The sequence below is a fragment of the Vibrio sp. SSH13-20 genome, from assembly GCF_040104475.1.
GTDB lineage: Bacteria > Pseudomonadota > Gammaproteobacteria > Enterobacterales > Vibrionaceae > Vibrio > Vibrio harveyi.
This window is the reverse complement of the sequence record NZ_JBECOU010000004.1, coordinates 206,353-229,378: the sequence shown is the minus strand read 5'-3', so window position 1 is coordinate 229,378 and position 23,026 is coordinate 206,353. Positions and strand designations below refer to the sequence as shown.

Here is a 23,026-nt window from a genome sequence, read left to right as displayed (position 1 = left end):
TTTATTGTACAGCACTAATAGCCATTTGTGCTGCTCGATAAAGTTTTCCAAATACCATAAGAAAAACATTTCTAATAAACTTTGCAGACATATCTTCAATTGCTGTTACTGATTTTCCAATAAACACTAGCATATGGCCTAACAGCCCTTTGACTTGTGATTCTCTTACTGTAGAAGCTTTAGCTACTTTTTCTATATTTCTGGCGAGTATATCATAAAATGTCATTCCAGTAGATACTGTGGCTTGGGCTGCTATTGCTGAAAACAAGCCAGTATCTTTTAATAAGGTTATTAACGCTGCTTGAATTCTTTCTGACCAATACTCTGTAAATGATGCTTGGTTTCTGTGTTCAAACTTAAATCTAGTAGGCGTATACAAGTACTTGTTAGATCTGACTTTTATTGCTCCCCACGTTTCGGAGTTAGCATTATCTAAATACCCTAAACTTGTTTCGCTAGACATACTATGAGCATTTAAATTAAAGCCAGCACTAGCGTCTAAGCGGTACTCATCGCCATTATATGGAGCATGAATAAATGGCCAGACAGGTACTTTAGGTACAGGATCTGCGCCGTGAGTACAGCGGTATACTTTGTCGTTGCTTTTACTAGATTTACGGGAATATTGTTCTAAACCAACTCTAGGTGCGCCAAAAGTATATAAATTCACTCGTAATGAATACTCTTCTCTCAGCCAATCAGAACATAATGAAGCCAGAGCTCCTCCTAAGCTATGCCCAACACAATGAATACGGTTAGGTAAAATTTGGCATTGCTGTAAATATTGTTTTATGCTTGGTTTGATACTTGAAAATGAATTAATAAATCCAGCATGAGCGATAGAGCCATTTGGAGAGCCTTTAAGACCGACATTTAGGTTGGTTACCCAATCATTGGCGTTTTGCGTCCCTCTAATGGAAATTACTAAATCTCCCTTATATTTTCCTTTCCCAATACCAATTACCGCAAACGCTTCAGATGTTCTCATTACACCAGGTACCACTTTTCTAAACAATGGTATACGATCTAATCCTGAGATACCTCCAGTTCGGCCACTAAAAACATCTTGCTGCGAAAATACAAAGTGTTTTTCAAAACCTCCTTGTCCCTTAAACGCTAGTCTCCCTTGTCCCTGATATACTCCATACGGTATGTTCGCGATCTCTGACGCAAGTTTTGGTGTTAAAGACGGCATTATGTATCCTCCGTAAACTCTGTTTTATATAAAAATCCATTTAAATTGCAGTTGCTAATAACCATTAGATCTCGAGCATTATCTAGGTTTATATTCTTGAAAAAGTATCGAAACTCGGTATCTTCAAGCTCACAGTAAAGATTACTTAAGTTGTCCTCTATAAATATAGGTGGTGAAACGTAGTTTAACTGAGACTCCCAAATATATTTCTTTTCTTCATTTATATAGGTATATATTCCGATATATGAATATGTTTGATTCAAAGCTGATTCTTTGAACCTTTGAGAATGTATGACTGGTTTAAAGTGAAATTCACCGAACTCATTAGTACTTGAACTCCTTTTGTAATTATTCTTTAAAAAATTAGCTTCTAAGTAAACCGTTACATTTTCTAGAGGTCTTTGATCAAGAACTAAAGTACCTTTTATCTCTGGGCTTAATGTATATTTAAATTTCTTAAAAAAATCGAACATACTTTCGTTGAAACCTAATGCAAGTATTGGAAATGAGAAAATGAATAAAAAAAGACTATTTTTAAACATGAAATTATGATGTGTGTATCTTAGTACCAACTTAATTATCAGACTACTATCTATCGCGATTTGGTTTTGATCTTTAATTTGATAATGGAATTTGTATCTCTATATGATGAAAATGTCCCATATATCATTTTCAAAGTGATAAACATAGACCAGTTATCTTAACCCTCTAGATGAACTAATATAGAATCTAACTACTTACCGATTAGTAATTGAAACAACCTCGGGGGACGAGAATTTTATCTAAACCTTTTTGATTTCGGGTTTATTGGAAATAAAAAACCACCTCAGAATAAGGTGGTTTTTGCTTAGACAGGATAATTTAGTTTAGAAGGGTTTAAGCTTCCGCGCGTTTCAGATGCACTTCTTCTTCGGCGACCCCAGCTTTTGGATCGTTGAAGCGAGCTTCATCCAGTGCGCCTTCTGATTTAGCAACAATGATAGTCACTGCGCTGTCACCGGTGATGTTTACTGCGGTACGAATCATATCAAGTAGACGGTCAACACCCATGATAAGTGCAATGCCCTCTAGTGGCAGACCTACTTGGTTCAATACCATTGCTAGCATTACTAGACCAACACCAGGAACACCTGCGGTACCGATAGACGCCAATGTTGCCGTCATGATAACCATTAGGTAGTCACCCATAGTTAGGTCGATGTTGAATGCCTGCGCGATGAAGGCTGTCGCTACACCTTGCATGATCGCCGTGCCGTCCATGTTCACGGTTGCACCTAGCGGTACTGTGAACGATGATACGCGGTTCTCAACACCCATACGGTGCTTAGCCGTTTCCATTGTCACTGGAATGGTCGCGTTCGATGATGCAGTAGAGAAAGCAAACATGATTGCGTCTTCCATCTTACGTAGGAACGTAATTGGGTTTAGACCAGTGAAGCCTTTTAGCATCAAGCTGTAAGTCACAAGACCATGCAGCAATAGCGTACCTGCTAGTACTACGAAGTATTCAGCAAGGTTGAAGATTGCGCTTAGACCAAGACCTGTAAACAGCTTCGCCATTAGGAAGAACACACCGTAAGGCGCAAGGTTCATCAGAATCGCAACCAATTTCATGATTACTTCATTCAGATCAGAGAAGAATGCTGCGATACGCTCGCCTGGCTTACCTGCTGCACTGATCGCGATACCGAATAGGACGGCGAACACGATAACTTGCAGGGTTTTACCTTCTGCCATTGCGCTGATTGGGTTAGTCGGGAACATATCAATGATCACCTGACCCAAAGATGGCGCTTCTGCTGATTTGAATGAACTTGCTGCGGTTAGGTCTGCACCAGCACCCGGCTGGAATAGCGTACCCATGGTTAGAGCAAGTGTGATTGCGATAGCGGTTGTTGCTACGTAGAAAGCAAGGGTTTTACCACCCATGCGACCCAATGTAGATAGGTCTTTTAGAGAGCTGGTACCACAAACTAGCGAAACAAATACTAGCGGGACAACAAGCATTTTTAAGCTGGCAACGAAGATCTGTCCACCAACTTCGAATAATCCATTAACAATGTATGCGTCGACAAATCCGTTGTCGGCAAAAAGTGTGCGAATTGCAAATCCTGTCAAGATACCCGCTACCATACCCAAAATTACGCGGCTGGTGAGCGACATCGGTTTCTTGGTATTCATGAGAACACTCCTTATAGTTATGCACCTTGAGTTCACTTCAAGGCGGCGTGCAGATTAGCAGCGGAGTGTGAAAATACGAAAGAATAATCCTCTGAATGGTCGATAGATGTGAAGTTAGTCACTTTAAAAAATAGAATATTAACTAAATGGCAACTAAAAGGCTGGTTGAAAAGTTTGTTAATTAACAAATTTATCGAATTTACAACCGATAGAAATGAATTCTTACATTCTTGATTGGTAGAAAACTGTTTGCATACAAGTAGAGGGCAAGATGCCAAGTGCATAACTAGGCATCTTTTATTCAGTTGTTTATTGCGGTGTTATTTCAATGGAGGGCGGGTTTGGTTATCGATGGTACGAGCAAAATTTGAAATCTGTTGATAATCTGTAGGTGTCCAAATTGATTTTGAGGTCAGAGACTTAGGCAGTGCTGAGAAGGCTTTTTCATTGTCGCTTGCTCTAAACTCTACGCTCATCCACTGGTCAATTGGTTGTTGATCGGCAAAGGTCGCGGATAACGAAAGCTCATGGTTTGCACCAGAGTAGTTGGGCGTTAAGTTCAGTGCCATATGGTAATCTCGGAATCGAACTACCCATTTATCAGGTAAGCGTCGCGAGCTATCCCACCAATCACCATCGAGTTGCTGGATTTTCTGTTTCGTTATCGCTTTCGATTGAGCTTTTAAATCCTTTAAAGCTTGTTTGAAAGCGCTGTCCATGGCTCTAGAAAAGCCTTTTTGATCGAGCTCGGGGTTGTCCAGTAATACTTGCTTGGCTAATTTTGCGCCGAGCATGTTGGAGTAGAGGTCTTCGGATGAAAAGGCAGATGCCAGCTCTTTAAATCCGCTAACGGACACCATACCGAACCACTGAGCTATTTCATGCCATTGAGCCAGTCGAAACGCGGTTAGCGCTGCTGCTTGAGCACTGCGATCTAGCTTCTCTTCTTCGCTAAGCTTCTCTTTTTGTTCATACCAACGAATACGACGAACACGAAGTTCTTCAGGCAAGTCCAGATGCGCTGCGCGACCGAGATAATGTTGATTTAGGGTGAATAAATAATAGGTGTAATCTGCGGTATCACGGACGTGGGCAGTATCAATAAACCCGCCTAGTTCGGTAAAGATAATGCCGTTAGCTTCTTCATTCAGACCTAGCAGGCTACCAGAGACAGACTCACTGCCATCGTTATAGTGGTGAGTACCCACTTCGTTGCTGGATAAGACATTCTCAAGAGAAAAGAATGGAACAGGCACGCTTCCTAGTTGCGCTTTGAGATCGACACCAAATGCACAGCAAGGTCTTACGCCAACCGGTGCTTTCAGTTCTTGCGCGTGGACGAGTCCACTACAAAGGCTCAGTAGTAATACTGCTGTTTTCTTCAAACCCTACTCCTAGAATGCTTCATTAATTTGGAAATAAAAACCAGTGCTGTCTTTGCCAACGCCCAAATCGACGCGCACGTTAATACGTGCCTTAAAGGCAAATCGATAACCAACCCCTACAGTAGGTAACCAGCTACTTTTAAAGAGGTCGTGATAAGTCGGTGCGATATTACCGGCACCTAGCCACCCAACCACACCATGACGACCTGCAATGGTATGGCGAATCTCTACTTGTGTAGAAAGCTGGTGTTTATCGCGATATTGCCCTTGGTAGTAGCCACGCATACGCTGGTCATCACCTAGCTGGGCGTAATCAAACCAAGGAGCGTCACCGAAAATCGATTGTGAATATACCTCCATTGCGATAATCGTAGTGTCAGACCATTGTTGGTAAACACGATAGTTAGCAACGAGGTTGTCGTAGTCTTCATCACTACCGAGTGAATCTCGGTTCGCTATCCATTCAATATCGAGAAACTGTCCACGCATTGGGTTCGGTTCGAAATCACGCGTGTCGTATTCCATTCCAACTAAGACACCACTGCTGGTGGCATCGGCAACTTCTGAAGGGAGAATATCGCCATCGACACCGTCGACCTTACTGAATGACTGCCATTGCCAGCCAAGTTTGGCGTAAGTATTTGGTGCGACTTCAACGGCGATTTTTGGGCTCAACTGTAAACGTTGCCCTTCATACTGCACTTTGTTGTTCTCGTTTTCTGCGGCTTGGCTACCAATACCCCAATAGTAACCGGGGGTATGGCTTATCCATGCCTCACCTAAAAGACGGACTTTGTCATTTTTTAAATAGGTGCGATTGTTTAACCCCAAGCCGTAAGAACCTGAGGTTGAACCATAAGAAGTAACGGTGACGGTCGAGTAAGGATCGCCTTTTTGCCAGTCATAGGGCGTGTACAACCCCACTGCGGCAACGCCAATACCAAACCCTTGTTCTGGGTTAACAAAAGGACCTGGTAATACGCCCCAGTCGATTAACTTAGATTCATCCACGGTCTCACTTGAACCAAGCTTGGTCAGGATGTCATCCATTAAGCTACTTTCGTCTTGCTGCATAGCAAAAGCAGATGATGAACTAAGCAGCGCGGTGAGCGCAAGACTATAAGAGGTTTTCATCTTCTCGTTACCCTAGAAACGACGGTCTAAAGAGAAGAAGATGCTTTGACGATCTCCAAAACCGGCTTCACCCAAAAGGTACCAATCTTCATTAATTTGGTATTGCATGCCTGCGATGGTGTTCCATTCAGATTCTAAACGCTGTTTTACTTCAAAACGCGCGCCTGATGGGATTACGCCACCTAAAGATTGTGGTAGTCCAAGATCTTTGAGTGAACCAGAGAGTTCTTGTTCGACATCTTGATACATAGCACCAACCCAAAATCGAATTGGCACGCCATTTTGATGGAAGTCGTAACCAACACGAGGAGATACAACAAGCGCATCAATTGAACCGTCAATAACGGTTAAATTGGTTTGAGTGTAACTTGCATCGACCAGTGCGAACCATTGGTCGTAGCCGCCGGCAAGTACAAAGCCAAGACCTTTGGTGTAACCGTCAAGGTCTAGACGAAAGTTCTCAATACGTTGTGGTTTCACAAACGGCAACTTAACTTTGACGTTTACATCCGTTTCTGAATAGCCGTCGAGCGTGCCGATCAAGCCATAAACGTTTAAGAAAGGAAATAGCCAGACATCAGCACGCAATGTCATTACATCGGTGGCTTGTTTACCTGGTTCTGCTTGCATATCGACTAGTTTTTCAATCCCGCCCAAGCCTCTTAAAGCGATAGAGTCGACATTGATGCCTTGTTCCATACTCATATAGCTGAGGTTTAAACCGAAAGGTTTTGGCAAATTGTAGCCAAGCGCCTCTGCTTTCTCTTTCCAAATAGGAAGAGAAATGGAATCCGCATTCGCGACTCCGGTAAACAAGCAAGATGCAGCAACAAGCAAAGAAGGTAATTTCATAAGTCACATCATAAATCGTGGCGATCTCAATGTAAGCGGAAGATAGGTTACTTTTAGCTTATGAGATTCAATTATCGTCACGGAAAAATCACTGCTTTCTCATAAGGAAAAAGCGCCAAAACGAGAGTTAAGATCCGCGGCTTTTATGTGTTTTTAGAGAGGCTTCTTAACTTCGGCGAGCGCATCTTACTCTTAAAATTTAAAAAGTAAACTTTAAAGTGTACTTTAGATTCTTGCGCGCTATACTCTGCAGCCACTTACATGAGGTTGGTGAATCTAGAACGATGAAACTTTCGGAAAAAAAACGCATTGCGCTGATTGAAGCGGCTCAACAGGAGTTTATTGAGCACGGATTTAGTGGCGCAAATATGGATAGAGTGTGTGAGCGAGCTGGGGCATCGAAGCGTACCTTATATCGCCATTTTGAAAGTAAAGATGTGTTGTTTATCGAGTCGATACAAAGCGTGCTCGAAACTCAGCGTGCACGATTGCAACTCAATTACTCACCAGAGAGCGATATCGAAACACAACTTAGAACCTATCTGCATGCCAAGTTGGACTCTATGTATGAAGACTTTGGTTTGCCGCTCGCCAAGATGGTGATCAGTGAGTTTATGCGCACACCAGAATTGGCAGAGAACTACTTACACCAACTTCAACGCCAAGATGCATTGCTGGAAAACTGGTTTAAAGAAGCCATTGCGGATAACAAGGTCAAAGCGCTTGACCCAGTCATGATGAGTTGCATGCTAATGTGCTTATTGAAAGGAAACTGTTTGTGGCCACAATTGGTTGCTAATCAAGCGGTGCCGAATATTGAGCAGCGCAAGAAAGTCGTTGAGGATATTCTTACGCTGTTTTTAGATGGCTACCGACGTTAGTTTGCTTATTGCTTATTGCTTATTGCTTATTGCCTCAAATGTTTAGCTCATCACGACATGACGCAGTGTTGATAGAGAGGTGTGATCCCACGTCCAATAGGCTTGTTCTCGGTTATGGAACCCTCCGACCCAATAGTCTTGAATGAAAAAGTCTTTCCCACTCAAACAAGCTTTGCCACGAGCATTAATACTGACTTGTTGTTCCCACCAATTTTTATCAAATGAATCCACAGCAAACAGTGGTTTTTCCGCTCGTGCGAGTGGTAGTAGCAATGCATAAAACATTACGTCACCGAGGGTGGGAAAGGGCTCTCTTTGCTGACTTCTTTGAAACCAATCTTTAACGGTGATGGCTGTGTTTTGCTCGCCCAATACTTGCAACGCCAAATATTGGGTGAAGCTCAATCCTGACTCCGAGTGAGGCAGTTCTTGAAGGTGTCGTTTCATCACTGCTTTGATATTCGGTAAGCAATCTAATTCATGTTGTTCTAGCAAGTTAAGGAGCGGCTGCGGTGTTTGAGCCCGCAACGCTTGCCAGCAGCGTTTGGCTTGACTGAAAAGCTTCGCTGTAACCGGCTTTCGGTGTTGCCAACATGAGCGAATAGCTTCGGCAGGGAGTTGCCCAAAGCCAATAAACCGTTCTGTTCCTGGAAACTGGCTGAATTCGATGATCTCTATCACTTTACCTACTGTGTTCTCTAACAAGGAGAGTCCTCGAAGTAGCATGAATTGATCATAGGCATCGTATTCAACCCAAAACACAATACGTTCGTATTGATGGTTAAGTAGAGTATGGATATTGTTTTGCTCAAACTGCGCTACATTTTGAACCGAATCTTTGCGAGCCATCACGGGCAGCAATGTGCCTACGACGTATTGTGCTCGAATGGCGACAAAGCCTTTTTCATCATTGGGAATAGGGCCGATGCACAGTGGATCAATCATAGGTAAGAAATCACCTTCAAACCCGCAAGTTTTTAATAGCTGCTGAATATCGTGCCCACAGCGGACGTGGAGTGTTTTTAAATCTGCATCAAGCGGGTTTGCTTGGTGGTCAATAGCGTGCTTGTGCCTTTCTAGTTCCTCTATATGTGCTTTTAACTTGCTCCAACTGGGCAAGCCAAGCTCTCTAGCTAGAGCGTGTTGAACGTCTGACAGCTGGATAGAGTCAGGAGTAAGCGTTTCTGGTTGAGAGTGAAACTGTTTAACCTGTTTGAGTGCAATGGTGTCTTTTTGGCGGATCGCCTTTAAGCGTTTTTTTGCTACAGACTTTTGCTGGTTAAGGTTAATGGAGAAGCTATTGTAAGATTGCATTTTTCACCTTTCTTATCTCTTCCACACTCGCTTTATTAGAAGTTAAAAAGAAGGTAAAAACAGATTGTTCCTGCTAACAAAAGCAGGGTGGTTGAGGTGCCGTGAACCGAGTTCTTTCCGCGAGTGTTGGGTGCTTTAGGCTTGAGCTGCTTCAATGGTATGTAATCGAAACAGGTATCGCAACTTTGAATAATATAAAGAAGCAAAACTGCACTTAACTTCACATAAAACAGTTCTAGAACTTAAGCGAGGAGTAAGTTGGAGAAGAGAAAGCATCCATGATGAAGGCTTAAGAATTGCGCCTGTTGAGCTTGTTTTGTGTCGCTCTATCCAACTCGCACTTTGGCACTATCAAGTAGTGTTTTATAGAGGGCAAGGGCGGCGGGTCCACTTTTCGCCCCTTTCGGTAAGGTAAGATGTAGAGCGACTTGATATTGGTTCGAATGTTCAAGATCTATCTCTTTGATATGGTCGTTTTGACGGTACTCGACGAGATGTTTTGGGAGGCGGCAGAAGCCGACGCCTTGCTCAACCGCTCTAAATGCGTGGTCAAAATTATCTACCGTGATTCTTTGACGCGCGCGTAACCAGCCTACGTCTCGCTTCTCTTTGTTTGATTCCCCTAAGTCTCGAACCACAATTTGGCTGGTGGTTGCAAAGTCCGCCAATGAAATATGTTCCTTTTTTGCTAGTGGATGTCGAGCTGCGATCACAGGGACCATAGTGGTAGTGCCGAACGCTTCAGCAGGGTAGTTGGTGATCGGAAGGTTGATGATGGCAATATCCGCAAGTTCATTGATCACCATGTCTGTGGTTTTACTCAGAGAGGTCTCTACAACTTGAACGGAAGTCGTGTTGTTATGTGTGAGAAATTCACTAAGTGGAGTATAGAGCCAACTTGGGTCGCACAAGTGATCGATCGCTACCGTTATTTGTGATTCTACACCGCTATTTAGCTGCTCACTGATAATTTCAAGTTCACGAGCCTGCTCAAGCATTGATTGTGCACGGCGCAACATCGTCTGACCGTGTTCGGTTAATCCGGCCTTACGGCCTTTTACTTCTATCAGCTTGATACCTAATTGGTCTTCGAGCTTTTTCACCGAATAGATAAGCGTGGTATGGCTTTTATTGAGCATCACTGCGGCTGACTGAATGCTCCCCGCCTGTTCAATTGCTTGTAGTGTTTGCCATTGCTCTAAGGTTGTTTTGAGTCTCATTGGTCAGTTTTTTCCACAGTTAATGGCAAAATTATGAACTTTTTTGTCAGTTTTATAAAGGTAATAATCTTCCCATCAAAAGCGAGTCAATAAGAAGAGGAGACTCAAGATGGCGAAACTATTGCAAGTTGATTTTGAATTTCATGGTCCGTTTGGTGAAAAGATGTCGAATGCTCTGATCGATTTAGCTAAATCAATTAACCAAGAACCGGGTATGATTTGGAAAATTTGGACGGAAAGCGAGACAGATAAACTTGGTGGTGGCATCTATCTTTTTGAAGATGAAGCCACGGCGCAAGCTTATCTCGAAATGCACACTGCTCGTCTGAAACAGATGGGGGTTGAACGAGTAAGAGGGCAGATATTTGATATCAACGCGTCACTAAGTACCATCAACCAAGGTCCAATCGGAGCGTAATATTATGACTAACCGCACCTTTCTAACCGTTCATGGCACGATTTATACGGTATTTGCTTTTGCGTTATTTTTTGTTCCAACCATGATGTGGCCGATGTATGGTGTACAAATCAATGACCAGTACGCACTGTTTTTGTCCCAGCATACGTCAATCTTTTTAGGTGGGGTTGCTGCGGTAAGTTTGATGTTGCGTGATGTTGAATCTGGCAACACGGCGAAACAACTGTTTAAAGCTTTGTTGGTCACGAATGTCTTGGGCGTAGCGATCACTACTTATGCTGGCATCACGGGGGTGTTTGTTGGCTTTGGTTGGAGTGATCCCGCCTTCTTCTTGCTATTGAGTGTGCTCACTTTTCTTCAATTGAAGAAGCAATAATAGAAGCTATCTTAATTAGATCATTATTAAAAAGCCCCGCGATAATTGCGGGGCTTTGTGTTTCTATTTATGGTTTTCCCCAAGTATGCTTAAGTCACTTGGGTGTAGCGACATTACTCACTCTTATAGGCGTAGTTGTAATAACCGTAGCCGTATGAACTCGCCGCTTTCTTCTCAATTGCGTTAAGAATGACGCCTTTGACTTCTACACCCGATTGTTCAAATCGACTGCGAGCGACTTCAAGCTCTTTCGATGTCGTTTGGTCAAAGCGAGCTACCATCAGAGTGGTTCCTGCAATCGCACCAACGATACTAGGGTCAGTCACTGCCAATACTGGCGGTGTATCGATGATCACTAGGTCATACTCTTGTGATGCTTTTTCTACAAACTCAACAAATCGTGGGTGCATCAAAAGCTCAGAAGGGTTTGGTGGTACTTGACCACGAGTAATTACATCTAAGTTCTCAACTTTAGTCGGCTTGATCACCATATCTTGACTAATCTTACCGCTTAAGAAATCAGAAAGACCGTTATCAGCCGTCAGACCAAAACATTGTTGCAAGTAACCTTTACGCATGTCCGCATCGACCAACAACACTTTTTGACCTGTCTTCGCTGCTACTGCCGCAAAGTTTGTCGATACAAATGTCTTACCAATTGAAGGCGCTGGACCAGAAATCATCAGTACGTTGTTTTTCGCTTCCATCATCGCAAAATGAAGGCTAGTACGAAGTCCACGTAGTGCTTCAATCGAAAGATCCGCAGGGTTTTCTTCTGCCAATAGAAGCAGGTCTTTGTTGCTCTTGCGCTTAAGTTTGCTCGCAACTTCTAATTGTTGTACCGACTTAGGAACACTTGCGTAAACAGAAATACCCGTTTGTTCAATCTCGTCTGGAGAAGTGACGCCGCGGTGGAAAGCGGTTTTAACCAGAACAAAAGCAACGGCAACCATACCGCCTAATAGTGTCGCTAGAACAACGATAAGAGGCTTCTTAGGCTTCACTGGAATAGCGTAAGACTGTGCACTATCGATAATGCGTACGTTACCAACGGTACCAGCTTTAATAATGTTCAACTCTTGAACTTTGTTTAGAAGCTGAATGTAGATCTGTTGGTTAACTTCAACGTCACGAGTCATACGTAGGACTTCACGCTGCGTTTTTGGCAGCTTCTGAACTTGTCGGTTCAAACGAGCTTTTTCTTGCAGTAACGTCTGACGTTTATCCAATAGTGATTTATATGCTGGGTGATCCTGCGTGAACTTTTGGCTGATTTCACTTTCTTTGAATGTCAGTTCGTTAAGCTGCGCTTCAAGAGCGACCATCACTTTGAGTGTTGATTGTGCTTCAAGGTTTAAGTCGATCGATTCGTTTTCTTGTCTAAAACGATTCAGTACGTCTTCAGACCCTGTCAGTTTCTCTTTGATTTCCGGTAGGTGATCTTTTAGAAAGTTTAGGCTCTGTTCCGCTTCCGCTGAGTTTCTTCTTACATTCTGTAGGAAGTAGTTTTGCACAACGTCATTCAAAATTTGCTGGTTACGTTCAGGGTATTCGCCTTCAATACTCAGTGACACAATACCTGTTTTCGCGCCACGTTCTGAAATAGACAGTTGTGAAGCCAATCGGTTGATCGCGTCAAGCTTGCTAATTTTTCCGATTGAAAAACTGTCTTCGTTTTGCGCAACCAGTTCACGTACTTTGATGCGGTAGCCATTCATTTCAATCGTTTGACCAACAACGCCAGAAAGCACAATTTGATCTTCAATCATCAGATCAAAACTGCCTTTCTCTGCATCTGTTACCACAAGGTGATGTTTGTAGCCTTGCGCGGTACGTGGCATCTCGAAAGTTGAAACTGAGATGTAATCTTGAGTGCCATTGATGCGAGCAAGACCTTTACCGACAAAAGGAAGATAGTCCGGAGTGGCAATCGTCGTTAGGTTAAATTTATCGACCGTATCACCAAGGATCATACGTGATTTGATGATCTCAATCTCAGTCGTTGCTGACGATTCTGCAGCAAAAAGCTCGCCCATATCGCCGACCATCGCCGAAATACCACCAGAGCTTTTCTGTTCGATCTGAATCAGAGCATCAGCTTTGTAGATAGGTGTCGATAGCAATGCCACGGCAATACCGATTGTTGCAAAGAGAAGCGTAATGCCAATGATGAACCATTTCGCATCTATCAATATGCCAAACAGTTTACCGAGATCGATTTCATCATCGGTTGGTGCAGATGAACTTATAGTTTGGTTAGCCATTGTTTTTTTATTTCGCCAAGTAATCTGAAGTTATAGTTTTTTTGCCCAAGCCTGAGCGGATTGCTCAATCAGAGAAAACGCATGATCAAATGCTTCTCTGCTTTGTCTGTATGGATCTGGAATGTCGACAGAATTCATCCAATGCCCAAACAGCATGGTCTTGCCTCTTGCTTCTGGAACGATCTCAGTTAATGCATCGATATGACCTTGTTCCATTACCAAGATAAGATCTTGTTTCGCACAAAGCTGCGCAGTAAGTTGTTGCGCTTGGTGATTCTCAAGAGAAAACCCTTTTTCCGAGGCAATGAGCGTTGCTGTCTCATCCGCTGGTTTCCCAGTCAGTCGACTTTTCTCAACGGCAATACCGGCTGAAGAAATGGTTTTATTCGGAAGAAGTTGTTGAAGCACTCGTTCCCCAGTCGGAGAGCGACAAATGTTACCTACGCATACGACAAGAATGTTTGAAAACATGGTTTGTTCCTTATCAATAACTATTGGAAAGGGCTTACCTCTTCACATAAGCCCTCTCAAGAACGTCTGAACTACGGCCAGTTTCTAACGCGTAGAACACCTTCTGTAAGCTCATTGAAGCCTGAAATCGTCGGTACTAACTGTGCAATAACGCGGTTCCAACGACTGACTGGTGCAGCAGTAACATACACAATGTCGTAAGGTTCCAAATCAAATTCAGTACCAATCACTAACGCCGCTGCGTCAGAGACATCAAGTTGGTAAATGTCGCCTAATACTTGATTGTCTTGAGATTTTCTGATGACAAAAACGCCAGTTGCATCCGCAGAAAGTTGGTTGATACCACCAACATTGCTTAGAGCCTCGGTCAAGCTCATGCCTGCGCGATCCATTTTCAGTAGCTTAGGATCGTTAACTTCACCCATAACAAACACTTTTTGAGTGTCATTTCTTGGCACATGTACGATGTCGCCAGGTTGAAGTAATCGGTTTTCAGTAAGGTCACCCTCTTGCATTAGCGCATAGAGAGAAATGTTTTCGACTTTGCCTTGGCGTGTCAGTGTGACGTTACGCCAATCCGCATCTTCTGCTAGACCGCCAGCGCGGTTAACTGCATCAAGAAGCGTAAGTGGGATATTGGTGATAGGTTGTTGCCCTGGCTTGTTAACTTCGCCAGTGATGTAAGATTTCTTGGAACGAAATGCCGCAACACTCACATCCACTTGTGGACTCTCAATGTACTTCGCCAACTTGTTAGCAATAATGGTACGAATTTGGCGAACATTTTTACCCGCAACTTCAACAATACCTATGTATGGATAGAAGATGGTGCCATCAGCATGCACCCAGTTACCTGCTTCTTCAGAGCTACGGTAAGAGCCAGCTGGAATGGTAAGTTCAGGGTGATCCCAAATAGTGATATTCAGAATATCGCCAGGACCGACTTCATACTCGTAAGCCGCGAGTTGATGGTCAAGTGTTGGGTTCGCTTTGGTCTCTACATCTGAGCTTTTTAGCTGCGAGACTTTATCAAGAGTCAGTGGAAAGACGTTAAAATCTGCCGCCGTATTGGCGCTGTTGTCTTCAACGATGTGCTTTCCACTCGTGGATAAGTGACTGCCCGGTACTGTACATCCAGCGAGAAGTACAGAGGAAAGGAGTAAACTGCCTAGCTTTGTATAGTTGAAATTCATGCTTTTTCATTCATCTGACGTAAAGAGCGAGTTGCTAAGAACAACATTGTTTTTTGCCTAAACAACAACACGTCACAATTTTATTGGGCAGTATTATTTGTTTTAATTTATAAAATACTCAATAAGAAACGGGTTGCATCTGGCGAGCGCACTCTAAAGAATTTTTTGAGGAGGGGCAATAGACGATAAATTGATAAAAAGCCAGCTATATATTGCTGAATTTTATATTTCTGTGCGTTGAGTTGCGTGGATTTGACAAAAGTGTTTATTAATTAGCTCTAATTTTCCGTATCAGCTCACGAAATTTGTAATTTGACAGTTTTTCAATTAGTTATTAATGCGACCATTTTTCTAAAAAAATTTATATGCTTTGTTTTAAAATGTGATGTGTGTCGTATTTTTTATTCTGCGTCAATAGCGCTTTGTTATGGTTTTGCCAGAAAGTTGGCAACGTATGGTCAAAATTTGATGTGGGTTCAACAAAGTGATGGTTTGATGAACGACTTCATACAACAAACCATCATTTCAATGATATTAGCGTTTTGCTAGCCCCTTACTGTTCAAGTACGGCAGAATATGAGGTCGCGACTCACCAGCAAGCTTCCCAGTGACTTCTTGCGACCATGTACTCAGTTTTTGATTGTTTGTACGGCTCGCATAATACGCTTGCATAGTTTGATCGTAGCTCTGAATATCATCTAAATTTAGCTCTTGGTATTGATTTTCATGAACAACCACATGTGCAGGTAGGCGTGGCTTTACTTCGGGATTTTGATCGGGATGCCCTAAGCACATACCAAACAACACCGCGCTATTTTCCGGCAAGCCCAATAGCTCATCAACTTGAGCGGCGCTATTCCTTAGTCCTCCAATATATACGCCACCTAATCCCATGGACTCGGCTGCAAGCAAGCAGTTTTGTGCCATGATTCCAGAATCTACTGCTCCAATCAGAGTTAGTTCTGTAAAGTCTGCCTGTACATCAGGATTGATGGTTGCATGGCGCTGATAATCAATACAAAACACTAAGAACTCAGCCGCACTTTCAACATAAGCTTGGTTACCAGCAAATTGAGCCAATTGCTTACGCTTTTCAGAGTCAGTCACTCGAACGATTGAGACGACTTGAAGCATACTAGAAGAAGACGCAGCTAAACCTGCTTGAATGATGGTTTGTCTTTGTTCATCAGTAATAGGAACTGCGGTGAATTTTCGGATAGAGCGATGAGCAAGAATGGTTTCAATCGTATTGTTCATGATGTTCTGGCTTCCTGAAGAGTGGTTCTATTTGGCTGAATCTTCACCATAACGGCATTTATTGGGAGCGTAAACAGAGATGCACTACAAAGTGTGCCACAGGACAAAACTTGACGAAGTGCAACCGAGCAAATTGAACATAAAGTAACGTTATTTATAAACTTGGGTATATACTGATTTTTAATAATCAATAGCTTACCAAATGTGGAGAACATGAAAGAGCTAATACTTCATACGGTCACAGTGTTTATGGGCTTTTTTGCCATCATGAACCCTATCGCTAACATTCCTATCTTTTTAAGCCTAACAGCGGATGATGATAAACAAACGGTCCGCTCAATTGCATTTCGTTCGGTCTTTATCGCTTTTGTTATTGTTGCTGTGTTTGCTGTTGCGGGTAAGGTGATTTTCGACTTGTTCGGCATTACGTTATACGCGCTGCGTATTACCGGCGGCATCTTAGTCTTTTTAATTGGCTTTCACATGCTGCAAGGTGAATCAACGCACAAGAAGACCAAAGAGAAAGCCTACTCACCAGAGCAAGAACAGGCGGCTTTAAGTATTGCAGTTTCCCCACTGGCAATGCCGATTTTAGCTGGTCCGGGCACTCTCGCGACAGCAATGAACTTTGCAACAGCGGGTGGAATAACGGAAACCATTATTACTATCGCATCCTTTGCTGTGCTCTGTGCTATTACTTACGTTTTGTTTCTCTTTGGCGACAAGTTAGTGAAAGCTGTTGGTCCAAGTGCGTTAAATGTGATCACCAAAATGATGGGGCTGATCCTCGCCGTGATTGGCACACAAATGTTCATTGATGGCGCTGCAGAGGCGTATAAAACCGTTTTTGCTTAATTCGAAGAATCCTCGATGCCCGATTGGTTTAACCATTCGGGCTTTTTTTTGCCAATTTCCATAGCCTTTGCCCGTTTTCCACATCAAATGCCCGCTTTTTTGTGTGGTTATTCACCATTTCGGGCAAAAGTGGGCATGTTGAAATCTGGTGTGATGGTTATCTCAGATTTTCTCCCTACTTAATCTAATATCTCAGTCATTGATTGAAGTTGAGTAGTTTATCAATGCAAGCAGCATCGAGAGCAAGCCACATATTAAAAGTAATATCTAAAGTCGGCCAAGTGTCGGTTCTTGATTTATCTGAAGAATTAAAAGTATCTGTGGAAACAATTCGACGAGATTTAAAGTTACTCGATAAAAAAGGTGAATTAGTAAGAGTTCATGGTGGGGCAATTGGCAAGCAATACAAAGATGAAGGGACATCTTTTAATAATCGTGCTGGAAATAATATTGATGATAAAAAGCATTTGGTTGAGAAAGTTATTTCAAATATATATGAAGGTTCGGTAATTGGTTTAGACGCTAGTTCATCTAGTTGGCTTGTTGCTCAAGCTATGCCCGATATTCGTTGCACCGTCGTAACAAATTCAATAAATAACATTAGCGTACTCTGTGGAAAAAAGAACATTTCCATTATTAGCTTAGGTGGTTACTTTTCCGAGAAGTACAAAGCATTCTACGGAATGATTGCTAGGAATACTTTATCTGAGATGGCGTTAGACCTATGTGTTATTTCTTGTGTTGGCTTTGATGAACAGTCCGGCGTATGGGATTCAAATGAATACAATTACGAGATTAAAAAAACATTTATTGAAGTCTCAGAGAAAGTAATTCTATTGGCTGATAAAAGCAAATACAAAAAAAAGAGCTTACTAAAAATATGTGGTTTAGATGAAATCGATGTATTGATATCTAATGCCACGTTAAATAACTAAATAAAAATATAATTCAATAACGTGAAACTCATTCCTGAAAATTAATGAGAGGAATGACCGTACCTAAAGGAATTTAAAATGACTGACATTTTATCATCCGCTCCACAAACAGAAATAAAGAAAGGGAATCATGATGTAATTCCTAAGTCTGTTCTATTCCCATTTATTTTGCTGACTTCATGCTTCGCTTTATGGGGACTAGCAAATAACATGACCGACGTTTTAATCGCGCAATTCCGAAAAGTATTTACTTTGACGGATATGCAATCAGGTTTAGTTCAAACTGCGTTTTATGGTGCTTATTTTATCTTGGCTTTGCCTGCTGCGCTTTTTATTCAGCGATACAGCTATAAGGCTGGGGTATTACTAGGGTTGGGGCTTTTCGCTTCGGGAGCTTTATTATTCTATCCTGCGGCACAAGCAATGGAGTATTTACCTTTCTTAATGGCTCTGTTTGTTTTAGCTGGCGGTCTATCCATCCTAGAGACCAGTGCTAACCCATACATTATAGCAATGGGGCCTCAAGAAACTGCAACACGCCGATTAAATATTGCTCAAGCGTTTAATCCTGTAGGGTCTATTACAGGGGTTCTAATTGGCAAATTCTACATTCTTTCTCAGCTTCACCCAGCTTCTGATGCAGAGCGTGCAGTCATGGCGCCGGAGCAACTTAGCGCAATTCAAACCGCAGAGCTTGATGCTGTCATGATGCCTTACTTGTCTGTTGCTGCTGTCATTCTCGTTGTCTGGCTCGCCATTGCTTTTACTAAGATGCCAAGAGCCAAAGAGGTCGTAGTTAGTGACGGTACCGATCATTCTCTGAGAGCGACATTTGCTCGTCTAGCGGAGAAAAAACACTTCGTGAGAGGCGTTATCGGTCAGTTTTTCTATGTCGGGTGTCAGATCGGTTGCTGGTCTTGGACTATCCGTTATGTGATGACTCAGGTCGGTGGAACAGAAGCTGACGCATCAAATTTCTTATTGGCATCTATCGTTGTCTTCAGCGCGTTCCGCTTTATCTGTGTTGGTTTAATGAAGTACATCGCACCAGAGAAACTCCTTGCTGTATTAGCCATGGTGGCAGCCCTACTAGTGCTGGTTCTAATGAGTGTTGGTGGTGTTACAGGGGCGTATGCATTGGTTGGCATCTCTGCATGTATGTCACTGATGTTCCCAACTATTTTTGGTCTATCTCTACAAGACCTAGGCGGTGATTCAAAATTCGGCGGTAGCTGTCTAATTATGGCAATTCTTGGTGGCGCTGTGTTGACGGCCGTCATGGGAAAACTATCGGATTCAATGGGTATTCAAGCTGCTTTCGTTATTCCTTTAATTGGCTTTGCGTACCTCGTTTACTTTGGTCTTAAAGGCTACCAAATCGAAAAATAACTCAGATTAACGTGAAAAAAGAGAATTTTAATATGAACAACTTAGTCAAAATCGGTATCCGTCCAACGATTGATGGTCGTCGTCTTGGTGTGCGTGAGTCGTTAGAAGAACAAACGATGAATATGGCAAAGAACCTGGCGAATTTCATTAGAGAAAACCTGCGCCATGTAAGCGGAGAGTCGGTCGAGTGCGTTATTGCAGATTCTACAATTGGTGGCGTCGCTGAAGCTGCTGCATGTGCTGATAAGTTCAAACGTGAAAATGTGGGACTTAGTATCACAGTTACACCTTGCTGGTGTTATGGCACAGAAACCATCGACATGGATCCTCATATGCCAAAAGCAATCTGGGGGTTTAATGGGACTGAGCGCCCTGGGGCTGTGTATTTAGCGGCAGCAATGGCGGGCCATTCTCAAGTAGGCTTACCTGCCTTCTCTATCTACGGTGAAGAAGTTCAAGATAAGGATGACACTTCTATTCCATCTGATGTTCAAGACAAAATTTTACGATTCTGTCGAGCGGGTCTAACCGTCGCGAGCATTCGTGGGAAGTCATACCTATCTATGGGCTCTGTCTCTATGGGAATCGCAGGTTCCATTGTCGATCAGCCGTTCTTCCAACATTACTTAGGCATGCGTAATGAATATGTCGATATGACAGAGATTAAACGTCGCTTAGACAGAGAGATTTTTGATAAAGAAGAATTTGAACTTGCTCTGGCTTGGACTAAAGAACACTGCCAAGAAGGCAAGGATTATAACCGTACACCAATGCTCGAAGAGCGTAAAAAAGAAGATTGGGAAACGGTAGTCAAGATGACAATGATCATGCGTGACCTGATGGAAGGTAATTCTAAGCTAGCTGAAATGGGTTTTGGAGAAGAAGCGCTAGGTCATAATGCGGTTGTTGGTGGCTTCCAAGGTCAACGTCATTGGACAGATCACCTACCTAATGGTGACTTCAGTGAGGCCATTCTAAACTCTTCATTTGATTGGAATGGCATTCGTGAGCCATTTGTTATTGCGACTGAGAACGATAGCTTAAATGGCGTAAATATGCTCTTTGGCAAGATGCTGACAGGTCAAGCTCAAGTGTTCTGCGATGTTCGTACCTATTGGTCTCAAGACTCTGTTGAGCGCGTAAGTGGGTATCGACCAGAGGCGGGCTTTATCCATTTAGTGAACTCTGGCTCGGCAGCGCTAGATGGCAGTGGTGAAGCCAAAGATCAACATGGTGAATCGGTGATTAAGCCCCATTGGGATATGAGTGCTGAAGACGCCGAAGCATGTTTAAGTGCGACTTGTTGGCCGCCAGCAGATGTCGAATACTTCCGTGGGGGTGGTTTCTCTTCAAACTTCCTAACGCATGGTGGTATGCCATTTACGATGCACCGTATCAATATCATCAAAGGCATAGGTCCTGTGCTGCAAATCGCGGAGGGTCATTCAATTACACTGCCAAAAGAAGTCCATGAAACTTTAAATGAACGCACTAATCCAACTTGGCCAACTACCTGGTTTGTGCCTCGTATCAATGGTGAAGGCGCATTCAAAGATGTTTATTCTGTGATGGCTAATTGGGGAGCAAACCACTGTGTGATCACTTACGGTCACGTTGGTGCTGACCTAATCACTTTGGCCTCTATGCTTCGTATCCCTGTTGCGATGCATAACGTTGAAGACAAGGATGTATTCCGACCACATACGTGGAGTGCATTTGGTCAAGACAAAGAAGGTCAAGACTACCGTGCTTGTGCCAACTTCGGTCCACTTTACAAGTAGCTGCAATGGGCGGAGGAAACTCCGCCCCGATAGGAGTTTCTATGTCTGTAGTGATTGTTTTGGATTGTGGTGCAACTAACTTGCGCGCGATCGCTATTGATCCTCAAGGTGACATCGTTGCATCACATTTTATGAAGAATACGACTAAGCAAGATGAAAATAACTCAGATTTTCATATTTGGGATTTCGAAGATATCTGGCACAAGTTGATTGAATGTGGACAACGTGTTGTAGCTGAAGTTGGTGCGAAAAATGTCATTGCTTTTACGGTTACAACATTTGGTGTTGATGGCGCACCATTCGACCGTAATGGTAATCAAATATACCCGATTATTTCATGGAAATGTCCGCGTACCCTCAGTGTAATGAAGCAAGTTGAAACAGAGTTGGACCGTATTGATCTTTATCGTAATAACGGAATTGGCGATTACAGCTTCAATACCCTCTATAAGCTTCGTTGGTTAAAAGAGTACGAGCCAACCGTATTCAAAGAGATGGATAAATTTGTGTTTATTTCTTCGATGATTACGCACCGATTAACCAGCACTTTATCGACGGATTACACCATGGCGGGTACATCCATGATGACCGACTTAAACAGTTGTAATTGGAACACATCAGCACTCGACTATTTAGGGCTATCGGAGTTGAATTTTCCACCTCTCGTGATGGCGGGAGAGATTATTGGCACCGTGACCCCATCTGCTGCTGAATGTTTTGGTGTTAAGAGTGGGCTTCCTGTGGTGTCTGCAGGTCATGATACGCAATTTGCCTTGATTGGTTCTGGTGCGAAAGAGAATCAAGCATTCTTAAGTTCAGGCACTTGGGAAATATTGATGGCTCGAAGTCAGCGCCCTCAACTTAATACCGAAGCGTTAGAAAATGGTGTGACGGTCGAGTTGGATTCCGTTAAAGGGTTCTACAATCCAGCAACGCAATGGTTATCAAGTGCAGTGATTGAATGGGTTGCGACGCAGTTTTTTTCTGCGGAAAAAAGTACGGGTGATCTGTATAACACCATGATCCAAGAAGCGAATGAAGCTGGTAGCGGGGCTGGAGGGGTTGTCTTCGTACCACGGTTTGCACCAAACGCGGATGGTATTGGTGAAGGTGCGATCGAAGGATTATCCATTCATACCACCCGTGGACAAATTGTTCGTGCAGTCTTTGAAGGACTAAGTCGTCAGCTTAAACATCGATTCGACTATTTGAATCAACTTTGTCACCTCAATGATGGACCAGTCGTGGTCGTTGGTGGTGGTACCAAGAATGCCCTTTGGAACCAGTTGAAAGCTGATGCTTTACAAAGACCACTGCATATTGTTGAACAAGCAGAAGCCACGGTGATTGGCGCTGCCATGTTCGCTTTCTTCGGCGTGGGGTTCTACCCAAATATCCAAACTGCACAATATCAAATGAAACCAAGTTTGCAGGTGGTTAACCCAACCTCTTGCGTATCAACAAAAAAAGACAAGGAGCGCAGCCATGCTTAAAGGTATTCATCCAGCGATTTCGCCACAGCTTTTAGCCACTCTGTCCGAGATGGGGCATGGCGATGAAATCCTCTTTGCTGACGCTCATTTTCCAGCGCATACCTTTAATCACAATGTGATTCGTTGTGACGGTGTCGGTGTAGACACTTTACTAGGTGGTGTCGTTGAGTTGTTCGAACTGGATCAATATGTCGATCAGCCCGTGATCATGATGCTGGCAGTACCGGGCGACGAACTCGACCCTAGTGTCGAGAACAAATATTTGGAAGCGATGACAGTTTCTAACGTCAGCCAAGAACAAATTGAAAGAGTAGAGCGCTTTGCTTTTTATGAGCGAGCAAAGCAGTGCTATGCAGTGGTACTCACTGGGGAGGTTGCGAAATACGGCAATATCATTCTCAAAAAAGGTGTCACAACTCTTTAAAGAAATAA

The 23,026-nt window shown here is 43.0% G+C and carries 21 protein-coding genes; 9 read left to right on the top strand and 12 right to left on the bottom strand.

The features are described 5' to 3' along the window. Position 1: 1 nt before the first annotated feature. From ABMY42_RS13110 to ABMY42_RS13085, 6 genes are all read right to left on the bottom strand, one after another. Positions 2–1,195, bottom strand: a complete 1,194-nt coding sequence (locus ABMY42_RS13110) for a lipase family protein (protein WP_239924358.1) — start codon at positions 1,193–1,195, stop codon at positions 2–4. After that, positions 1,195–1,668: a DUF6795 domain-containing protein gene (locus ABMY42_RS13105; RefSeq protein WP_307718073.1), complete on the bottom strand. Its 474-nt coding sequence runs from the start codon at positions 1,666–1,668 to the stop codon at positions 1,195–1,197. The genes ABMY42_RS13110 and ABMY42_RS13105 overlap by 1 nt, the downstream gene beginning before the upstream one ends. 403 nt (positions 1,669–2,071) lie before the next feature. Continuing rightward, entirely contained in the window at positions 2,072–3,376 is a 1,305-nt protein-coding gene (locus tag ABMY42_RS13100; protein WP_005447448.1) for a dicarboxylate/amino acid:cation symporter, read from the bottom strand. 320 nt (positions 3,377–3,696) lie between these two features. After that, complete coding sequence (locus tag ABMY42_RS13095; RefSeq protein ID WP_349266397.1) at positions 3,697–4,761, bottom strand: DUF4056 domain-containing protein; 1,065 nt, start codon at positions 4,759–4,761, stop codon at positions 3,697–3,699. 9 nt (positions 4,762–4,770) lie between these two features. After that, positions 4,771–5,895: a BamA/TamA family outer membrane protein gene (locus tag ABMY42_RS13090; protein WP_009698019.1), complete on the bottom strand. Its 1,125-nt coding sequence runs from the start codon at positions 5,893–5,895 to the stop codon at positions 4,771–4,773. Between the two features lie 12 nt (positions 5,896–5,907). Continuing rightward, a complete protein-coding gene (locus ABMY42_RS13085; RefSeq protein WP_272760084.1) occupies positions 5,908–6,747 on the bottom strand; it encodes a TonB-dependent receptor in 840 nt (279 codons plus the stop codon). Positions 6,748–7,031: 284 nt separating this feature from the next. Here ABMY42_RS13085 and ABMY42_RS13080 point away from each other — a divergent pair, with 284 nt between their 5' ends. Further along, positions 7,032–7,628, top strand: coding sequence for a TetR/AcrR family transcriptional regulator (locus ABMY42_RS13080; protein WP_069687860.1), 597 nt, complete (start codon positions 7,032–7,034; stop codon positions 7,626–7,628). Between the two features lie 42 nt (positions 7,629–7,670). Here the strand turns inward: ABMY42_RS13080 and ABMY42_RS13075 are convergent, their stop codons facing one another. Beyond that, complete coding sequence (locus ABMY42_RS13075) at positions 7,671–8,942, bottom strand: DUF1835 domain-containing protein (RefSeq protein ID WP_349266396.1); 1,272 nt, start codon at positions 8,940–8,942, stop codon at positions 7,671–7,673. Between the two features lie 326 nt (positions 8,943–9,268). Then, positions 9,269–10,162: a LysR family transcriptional regulator gene (locus tag ABMY42_RS13070; protein ID WP_349266395.1), complete on the bottom strand. Its 894-nt coding sequence runs from the start codon at positions 10,160–10,162 to the stop codon at positions 9,269–9,271. Positions 10,163–10,271: 109 nt separating this feature from the next. Here ABMY42_RS13070 and ABMY42_RS13065 point away from each other — a divergent pair, with 109 nt between their 5' ends. Then, a complete protein-coding gene (locus ABMY42_RS13065; RefSeq protein ID WP_349266394.1) occupies positions 10,272–10,580 on the top strand; it encodes a monooxygenase in 309 nt (102 codons plus the stop codon). Between the two features lie 4 nt (positions 10,581–10,584). Beyond that, complete coding sequence (locus tag ABMY42_RS13060; protein WP_050908428.1) at positions 10,585–10,956, top strand: hypothetical protein; 372 nt, start codon at positions 10,585–10,587, stop codon at positions 10,954–10,956. A gap of 113 nt (positions 10,957–11,069) precedes the next feature. Here the strand turns inward: ABMY42_RS13060 and ABMY42_RS13055 are convergent, their stop codons facing one another. The 4 genes from ABMY42_RS13055 to nfsA form a co-directional block, all read right to left on the bottom strand. Continuing rightward, a complete protein-coding gene (locus ABMY42_RS13055; RefSeq protein WP_154202942.1) occupies positions 11,070–13,220 on the bottom strand; it encodes a polysaccharide biosynthesis tyrosine autokinase in 2,151 nt (716 codons plus the stop codon). A gap of 30 nt (positions 13,221–13,250) precedes the next feature. Beyond that, complete coding sequence (locus tag ABMY42_RS13050; protein WP_005447459.1) at positions 13,251–13,691, bottom strand: phosphotyrosine protein phosphatase; 441 nt, start codon at positions 13,689–13,691, stop codon at positions 13,251–13,253. A 71-nt stretch (positions 13,692–13,762) separates the two neighbouring features. Next, the gene (locus tag ABMY42_RS13045; protein WP_017818404.1) at positions 13,763–14,884 is read right to left on the bottom strand and encodes a polysaccharide export protein; all 1,122 of its coding nucleotides are present in this window, start codon (positions 14,882–14,884) and stop codon (positions 13,763–13,765) included. A 534-nt stretch (positions 14,885–15,418) separates the two neighbouring features. Next, a complete protein-coding gene (nfsA, locus tag ABMY42_RS13040; protein ID WP_349266393.1) occupies positions 15,419–16,141 on the bottom strand; it encodes an oxygen-insensitive NADPH nitroreductase in 723 nt (240 codons plus the stop codon). 213 nt (positions 16,142–16,354) lie between these two features. On the opposite strand from nfsA, the gene ABMY42_RS13035 reads away from it, so the two are divergent. The 6 genes from ABMY42_RS13035 to fucU all read left to right on the top strand — a co-directional run bounded on the left by ABMY42_RS13035 (position 16,355) and on the right by fucU (position 23,018). Continuing rightward, a complete protein-coding gene (locus ABMY42_RS13035; protein ID WP_005447464.1) occupies positions 16,355–16,996 on the top strand; it encodes a MarC family protein in 642 nt (213 codons plus the stop codon). Between the two features lie 224 nt (positions 16,997–17,220). Continuing rightward, the gene (locus ABMY42_RS13030) at positions 17,221–17,931 is read left to right on the top strand and encodes a DeoR/GlpR family DNA-binding transcription regulator (RefSeq protein ID WP_009698010.1); all 711 of its coding nucleotides are present in this window, start codon (positions 17,221–17,223) and stop codon (positions 17,929–17,931) included. Positions 17,932–18,009: 78 nt separating this feature from the next. Continuing rightward, entirely contained in the window at positions 18,010–19,320 is a 1,311-nt protein-coding gene (gene fucP, locus ABMY42_RS13025) for an L-fucose:H+ symporter permease (RefSeq protein ID WP_017189684.1), read from the top strand. A 32-nt stretch (positions 19,321–19,352) separates the two neighbouring features. Next, positions 19,353–21,101 (top strand): L-fucose isomerase, encoded by a 1,749-nt coding sequence (gene fucI, locus ABMY42_RS13020; protein ID WP_009698008.1) that lies wholly within the window; start codon positions 19,353–19,355, stop codon positions 21,099–21,101. Between the two features lie 41 nt (positions 21,102–21,142). Further along, complete coding sequence (gene fucK / locus ABMY42_RS13015; RefSeq protein WP_050935880.1) at positions 21,143–22,594, top strand: L-fuculokinase; 1,452 nt, start codon at positions 21,143–21,145, stop codon at positions 22,592–22,594. Then, a complete protein-coding gene (gene fucU / locus ABMY42_RS13010) occupies positions 22,587–23,018 on the top strand; it encodes an L-fucose mutarotase (protein WP_009698006.1) in 432 nt (143 codons plus the stop codon). The genes fucK and fucU overlap by 8 nt, the downstream gene beginning before the upstream one ends. The last annotated feature ends 8 nt before the right edge of the window (positions 23,019–23,026 follow it).